Raw genomic sequence first — 6,156 nt, 5'->3', positions numbered from 1 at the left:
CAGCGCGCTTCGTGAACTGACTGGCCGCCGGCTGTCTGAGCGGAGTGAGCGCAGCGAACGCAGCGAGTTGGGCGGCCCGGCCGTGCACCTGAGCATCGGAGGGTGTCTGCGCGCAGCGCAGACCGCCGAGCGTCGCACGCCGCTACCCGCCCGGGCGCGCCTGGGCCTGGCAACTCTCGCGGAGGGCAAAGAAGCATGAGCGCAACACCCCTGCTCGATGTCCAAGACTTCGGCCTCGAATTCCGCACGAGAAGCGGCACCGTCCACGCCCTGCAAGGCGTCGACCTGCGCATCCAGAAAGGCGAGATCGTCGGCCTCGTCGGCGAAAGCGGCTCCGGCAAGTCGGTGCTGAGCTACGCCCTGCTCGGCATCTCCGACCGCGCCGCCAAGGTCACCAGCGGCACCGCCATGTTTGGTGGACTCGACCTGCTGAAGGCTGACGAGCGAACCCTCGCCGATCTGCGCGGCCGCGAGATCTCGATGATCTTCCAGAGCCCGCGCACAGCGCTCAACCCGATACGCCCCGTCGGCGCGCAGATCGAGGACGTGCTGCGCCGCCATGCCGCCGCACGCGGCGCCAACCTCAGCCAGAGCCTGCGCGAGCGCGCCGTGCAGGCGCTGCGCGAAGTCGCCACCTCCGACCCCGAGCGCCGCCACAGCGCCTACCCGTTCGAGATGTCCGGCGGCATGTGCCAGCGCGTGATGATCGCGCTGGCGCTGGCCTGCCGGCCGTCGCTGCTGATCGCCGACGAGCCGACCACCGGCCTGGACGTGACCACGCAGGCCGCGGTGATGGACCTGATTACCTCGCTGGCGCGCGAGCGGCAGATGGCGACGCTGTTCATCACCCACGATCTCGCACTCGCGGCCGACTACTGCGACCGCATCGTCGTGATGCACGCCGGCCATGCGGTGGAAGCAGCACCGGCGCGCGAGCTGTTCACCCAGGCACGCCATCCGTACACCGCCCGGCTGCTCAGTTCCACGCCGGACGAACGCACGCGCTCGGCACAGGCGCTGCACCCGGTGCCGGGCAACCTGCCCGACCTGCGCCGCAGCGACCTGCCGGCCTGCCGCTTCGCCGAGCGCTGCGAGAAGCGCAGCGATCTGTGCATCCACGAGCGCCCGGCACTCGAACCGGCGGTGCCACACAGCGCGGCCTGCTGGCACCCGCTGTTCGGCCCACCGGCGCGCTCGCGCGGAGTGACCCACCATGCTTGACGCCGCCCCGCTGGTGACCGAGTTGACGCCCTCGGCCCACATCAAGCCACCGGTCTCCACGGCACCGCTGCTGGTGCTCGAGCGCCTGCACAAACGCTTCCCGGTCGCCGGCAAGCGGCAGCTGCATGCGGTCGACGACCTCAATCTCTCGATCGCCAGCGGCGAAAGCCTCGGCCTGGTCGGCGAATCCGGCTGCGGCAAGAGCACGCTGGTGCGGCTGATCGCCCGGCTGCTCGACACCACCGAAGGCCGCATCGTCTTCGACGGTGTGGACCTCGCCGCCGTCCCGGCAAAACGCTTCGCCAAGGCACCGCAGCGCAGCGAGGTGCAGATGGTCTTCCAGGACCCGACCGACAGCCTCAACCCGCGCTTCACCGCACGCGAGGCGATCCGCGAGCCGCTGACGCTGCTCAGCCCGATGTCGCGCGCCGAGGCCGATGCGCGCGTCGACGAGGTGGCAGCGCAGGTCGGCCTGCCGGCGGCGCTGCTGCCGCGCTTTCCGCACCAGCTCTCCGGTGGCCAGAAGGCGCGTGTCGGCATCGCCCGCGCGCTGGCCGTCAAGCCGCGCCTGCTGATCCTCGACGAACCGACCGCCGCGCTCGACGTCTCGGTGCAGGCCGTGGTGCTGCAGCTGCTCGAGCAGCTGCGCGCCGAGCTCGGCCTGACGCTGCTGTTCGTCTCGCACGACCTCAACGTCGTGCGCCTGCTGACCGACCGCGTCGCGGTGATGTACCTCGGCAAGCTGGTCGAACTCGGGCCCTCGGAGCAGGTGTTCCACTCGCCCAAACATCCATACACGCAGTCGCTGGTCTCGGCGATTCCCGGGCAGGGGCCGCGTATCCGGCTGTCGGGCGAGGTATCCAGCCCGATCGACCCGCCGCCGCAGGCCTGCCGCTTCCACGGCCGCTGCCCGCTCGGCGAGGACCGCTGCGGTCGCGAGGCGCCGATGCTGCGTCAGGTCGGCCCGCAACTGGTGGCCTGCCACTTCGCCGACGCACCCGCGCCGTAGACTCGTCGTCATGCCCTTGCGCGCCGTCTCCGCCCCGAACACCGACAGCACCCGCAGCAACCTGGCGGAACAGGCCTATGCGCAGCTCAAGTCGCTGATCCACGACTTCCAGCTGCTGCCCGGCGACCGCTTCTCCGAGAACGAGATCAGCGCACAGCTGGGCGTCAGCCGCACGCCGGCGCGAGAGGCGCTGTTCCGGCTGCGCAACGAAGGCTTTCTCGACGTGGAGAGCAAGGCCGGCTGGTTCGTCAAGCCGATCGACTTCGACCGCCTCGACCAGCTCTACGACCTGCGCGTGCTGCTCGAGCTGGCCAGCGTCGCGCGGCTGTGCTCGCGCGAGAGCGACCCGCCCGAGCTGGAGGCGCTGAAGGCGGCCTGGCTGGTGCCGGCCGCCGAACGCCTGTCCGACATGCGCGAGGTCGGCGCGCTCGACGAACAGTTCCACGCCACGCTGGTGCGCGCCGCCGGCAACGCCGAGATCGCCAAGGTGCACTGGGACGTGACCGAGCGCATCCGCATCGTGCGCCGGCTGGACTTCACGCGCGAAGACCGCATCGACGCCACCTACGCCGAGCACGCGAAGATCCTGCGCGCCGTGCTGCAGCGCAAGCTCGACCAGGCGCAGCTGCTGCTGAAGAGCCACATCGAGCAGAGCAAGGCCGAGGTGCGCAAGATCACGCTCGGCACGCTGCACGAGGCGCGGCTGCGCGCGCGCGCGGCTCAGCCCTAGTCGGGCAGGCCGGGGACCTCGGCTGCGGGCACCGTCACCCAGGCTTCCAGTCCGCCACCGTCGCGTGGCCTGACACCGACCTGCCAGCCGTTGGCCCGCGCGAGTTGCTGCACGATCGCCAGGCCCAGGCCGAAGGCGCCTGGCGCCGCATCGTCCTGGCCTTGCGCTCGATGGAAGGGGCGGAACACCAGGGCGAGCTGGTTCTCCGCAATGCTCGGCCCGCGATCGAGCACGGCGATGTAGACGTGGCCGGTGTCGGCGCTGTCAACCGGCGGGGTCAGGCGCCCCACCAGAACGATCGGCCCCGGCGCGTAGCGCAGCGCGTTGCTCAGCAGGTTGTCGACAATCCGCGTGAGCGCCCCCGGTGCCGCATGGACCCGGATCGCCTGATCGCAACGCAGCGAGAGCTGCGCGCCGGCCGATTGCGCAGCATCGGCATGCGCCTGCACACGACCGCGCAGCCAGCCGCAGAGTTCGAAGTCCGCCGCCGTCTCGGTGTTCATGCCGCGCGCGATTTCGAGCATCTGGCCGATCAACGCATTCATCTCCTCGATGTCGTGCTCCAGCCTTTGCAACAGCGCCGGATCGGGGCGCAGCCTCAGCATCTCGATGGCCAGGCGCATGCGCGCCAGCGGAGTGCGCAGGTCGTGCGAGACGCCGGCGAACAGCGTCGTGCGCGCATCCAGCAGCTCGCGCACCTGCAGTGCCATGCGATTGAAGTGGCGCGCCAGCTCGGCCAGTTCGCGCGGGCCGGTTTCGGCCAGCAAGCCGGGGCTGGCACCGCGAGCCAGCTGTGCTGCCGCCAGTTCGAGCCGCGCGACCGGCTGCGCGATGCGCCGCGCCAGCCACCACGACAGCAGTGCCACCAGCAGCATGCCGACGCCGAAGGGCAGTGCGAGCGCCCCCAGCGGCTGCGTCTTCATGCGGTCCTCCGCGAAGCCGACACCGATCGAGCGGCCGCCGGCGGGCACGGCCGTCCAGAGCCAGAGCCGGCCATCGGTGGCCTCCTCCTCGAGGAAGAACATCGCGTGGCCCGTGCGGCGCTCGAAGGCCCGTTCGAGGAAGAGCAGGTAAGGCCCATGGCGCAGGCCCTTGTCCTGCGGTGGCGGCATGTCCGGCCGCAGCGCGATGTGGTGGCTGCGCTCGAGCTCCTGCTCGAAGGCCGGGCGCGTCTCTGGCGGGAGTTCGTTCCAGGTCTGTGCCGACAGCACCATCAGGCCAGCCAGGTCGTCGGCAGCGCGGCGCGCCATCGGCAGAAAGATGAAACCCAGCGCCGCGGCCGCCGTGATCAGTTCGAGCGCGATGAGCAGGGCCGCAAGCCAGCGCGCGTACTGCCGCGCCAGCCCCGTCGGCTGCCGCGTCCGGCCCATCAGGCCGACTCGCCCTGTGGGTTGAACAGGTAGCCCTCGCCGCGCACGGTGCGGATGTAGACCGGGTGCGCCGGGTCGGCCTCGATGCGGCGGCGCAGCCGGGTGACGCGCACGTCGATGCTGCGGTCGAAGGCGCTGCGTTCGTAGCCCTTCAGTCGCTCGATCAGGTCGTCGCGCGACAGCACCCGGTTGGGATGCTCGACGAACACCTGCAGCAACTGGAACTCGGCCGTCGAGATGGGCACCTCGGTGTCACCGCGCATCAGCCGCCACGCCGCACTGTCCAGCGTGTACGGGCCGAAGACGGGCAGGCCCGTGGCCGCCGACCGGGCCGCAGCAACGGCCGGTGCGGCCGGCCGCGCGCGGCGCAGCAATGCGCGCAGCCGGGCCAGCAGTTCACGCGGGCTGAAAGGCTTGGGAAGGTAGTCGTCGGCACCGACCTCGAGGCCGACGACGCGGTCGATCTCCTCGCCGCGCGCGGACACCATCAGGATCGGCACCTCGCTGGACTTGCGCAGTTCGCGCGCCAGGCTCAGGCCGTCCTCGCCGGGCAGCATCAGGTCGAGCACGATCGCGTCGGGCGGCGCCTGAGCGATGCGCTCGTGCATCTGCCGGCCGTCGACCGCGGTGTCGACAATGAAGCCGCTGGCCCCCAGGTAGTCGGCCAGCAACTCGCGCAGCGCAGGGTCGTCATCGACGACGAGGATGCGGGCGGGCGCAGCGGCAATCATCGTTCGGCAGTGTAGCCACCGCTCCCCCGCGCGGAAGTCCGCTGACTCCGAGTGAAACGCAGTGAAACGCGATGGCGCGGGCTCGACATCGCCAGGCAATGGCCGCCGCCCAGGATGCAGGCCATGGTCAAGCACGAGTTCAGCACCGGGATGGCACGAGCGGCACGGGCGCCATGGCGCATCGCGGCGCTGTTGCTCGCCGGGCTTGCCGCCACCGATGCGGCGCGAGCCGCAGACCAGGACGCCACGAAGCCGCTGGATCTGTCGCTGCCACGGCAGGCCGGGCAGTGGACCGGCGTCGCTTCGCGCGAGCGACAGGACCCGCGAGCGGAGATCGGTGCCGGCGCGCAGCAGCCACGCAGGCTGGCCGTGCAGGCGCGGCCCCAGCCCTACGGCACGGGCTACGAGGCGCGGATGTCATCGGGCGTTGCCACGGGCGCGGCGGGCGCGGCGGGCGCTGGGCCGCAGGGCGCAGGCGCTTCACCGGCCGCGCCACGCGGTGGCCATGGCAAGGGCCGATGAGGCCAAGGGATTTTCAGTCGAGGCCACCAGCCTCTGTTTCACCCCAAGGAGAGATCGAGATGAATGCAAGTCAAGCCCTCAAGACGCTGATGGCGTCCGTTGCGCTGGCCGTTTCGGCGGGCGCGTCGGCACAGGCACAGGACCAGGCGCGCGATCAGGTCCGGGCCGAGGCCAAGGACCAGACCAAGGATCAGGACCGCACCAGGGACCGGATCAAGGATCAGACGAAGGATCAGGAGCGCGCCAACGATCAGACCAAGGCACAGGTGCAGGCGCAGACGCGCACCAAGACCGAAGCCAAGGTGCGCACCGAGCAGCAGACCCGCAGCCGACAAGGCACGGCGGCGGCCGGGACCGGCGCGGGGGCGGGTGGTAGTGGCGGCGCCGGTGGTGGTGCCGGTGGCGGCGCCGGTGGTGGTGCCGGTGGTGGTGCTGGTGGCGGTGCGGGCGGCGGTGGCGGTGGTGGGGGTGGTGGTGGTGGTGCGGGCGGTGGTGGTGGCCGCTGATCGCTGCAACGAGCAGGAGAGGAGTTCATGAGAACCACGACTCGCAGCCTGGCCGCGGCCTTCGCCG

General features: G+C 71.1%; 8 protein-coding genes. 6 read left to right on the top strand and 2 right to left on the bottom strand.

Annotated elements, in window-relative coordinates:
- The 4 genes from AAG801_RS39575 to AAG801_RS39560 form a co-directional block, all read left to right on the top strand.
- The coding region (locus tag AAG801_RS39575) for a hypothetical protein (RefSeq protein ID WP_341893351.1) at positions 1–199 on the top strand (199 nt) is incomplete at its 5' end.
- A complete protein-coding gene (locus AAG801_RS39570) occupies positions 196–1,221 on the top strand; it encodes an ABC transporter ATP-binding protein (RefSeq protein WP_341893350.1) in 1,026 nt (341 codons plus the stop codon). The genes AAG801_RS39575 and AAG801_RS39570, both read left to right, overlap by 4 nt.
- Complete coding sequence (locus AAG801_RS39565; RefSeq protein ID WP_341893349.1) at positions 1,214–2,230, top strand: ABC transporter ATP-binding protein; 1,017 nt, start codon at positions 1,214–1,216, stop codon at positions 2,228–2,230. Before AAG801_RS39570 ends, AAG801_RS39565 begins: the two co-directional genes overlap by 8 nt.
- Before the next feature lie 10 nt (positions 2,231–2,240).
- Positions 2,241–2,960 carry a GntR family transcriptional regulator gene (locus AAG801_RS39560; protein ID WP_341893348.1) on the top strand — a complete coding sequence of 240 codons (720 nt, stop codon included), beginning with the start codon at positions 2,241–2,243 and terminating at the stop codon, positions 2,958–2,960.
- On the opposite strand, the gene AAG801_RS39555 is transcribed toward AAG801_RS39560, so the two are convergent.
- Together AAG801_RS39555 and AAG801_RS39550 are read right to left on the bottom strand one after the other, a co-directional pair.
- Positions 2,957–4,330, bottom strand: a complete 1,374-nt coding sequence (locus tag AAG801_RS39555) for an ATP-binding protein (protein WP_341893347.1) — start codon at positions 4,328–4,330, stop codon at positions 2,957–2,959. The genes AAG801_RS39560 and AAG801_RS39555 overlap by 4 nt on opposite strands.
- Positions 4,330–5,061 (bottom strand): response regulator, encoded by a 732-nt coding sequence (locus tag AAG801_RS39550; protein ID WP_341893346.1) that lies wholly within the window; start codon positions 5,059–5,061, stop codon positions 4,330–4,332. Before AAG801_RS39550 ends, AAG801_RS39555 begins: the two co-directional genes overlap by 1 nt.
- Before the next feature lie 123 nt (positions 5,062–5,184).
- Here AAG801_RS39550 and AAG801_RS39545 point away from each other — a divergent pair, with 123 nt between their 5' ends.
- Together AAG801_RS39545 and AAG801_RS39540 are read left to right on the top strand one after the other, a co-directional pair.
- Entirely contained in the window at positions 5,185–5,583 is a 399-nt protein-coding gene (locus tag AAG801_RS39545) for a hypothetical protein (RefSeq protein ID WP_341893345.1), read from the top strand.
- Between the two features lie 59 nt (positions 5,584–5,642).
- Positions 5,643–6,089: a hypothetical protein gene (locus tag AAG801_RS39540; protein WP_341893344.1), complete on the top strand. Its 447-nt coding sequence runs from the start codon at positions 5,643–5,645 to the stop codon at positions 6,087–6,089.
- The last annotated feature ends 67 nt before the right edge of the window (positions 6,090–6,156 follow it).

The organism is Variovorax sp. YR752 (assembly GCF_943372545.1).
This window is presented reverse-complemented; position numbering and strand designations above follow the sequence as displayed.

Excerpts from the sequence above, each read along its gene's own strand:
- AAG801_RS39560 (WP_341893348.1), top strand. The coding sequence starts at position 2,241 with ATGCCCTTGCGCGCCGTCTCCGCCCCGAACACCGACAGCACCCGCAGC.
- AAG801_RS39550 (WP_341893346.1), bottom strand. The coding sequence starts at position 5,061 with ATGATTGCCGCTGCGCCCGCCCGCATCCTCGTCGTCGATGACGACCCT.
- AAG801_RS39540 (WP_341893344.1), top strand. The coding sequence starts at position 5,643 with ATGAATGCAAGTCAAGCCCTCAAGACGCTGATGGCGTCCGTTGCGCTG.
- AAG801_RS39565 (WP_341893349.1), top strand. The coding sequence starts at position 1,214 with ATGCTTGACGCCGCCCCGCTGGTGACCGAGTTGACGCCCTCGGCCCAC.
- AAG801_RS39545 (WP_341893345.1), top strand. The coding sequence starts at position 5,185 with ATGGTCAAGCACGAGTTCAGCACCGGGATGGCACGAGCGGCACGGGCG.
- AAG801_RS39570 (WP_341893350.1), top strand. The coding sequence starts at position 196 with ATGAGCGCAACACCCCTGCTCGATGTCCAAGACTTCGGCCTCGAATTC.
- AAG801_RS39555 (WP_341893347.1), bottom strand. The coding sequence starts at position 4,330 with ATGGGCCGGACGCGGCAGCCGACGGGGCTGGCGCGGCAGTACGCGCGC.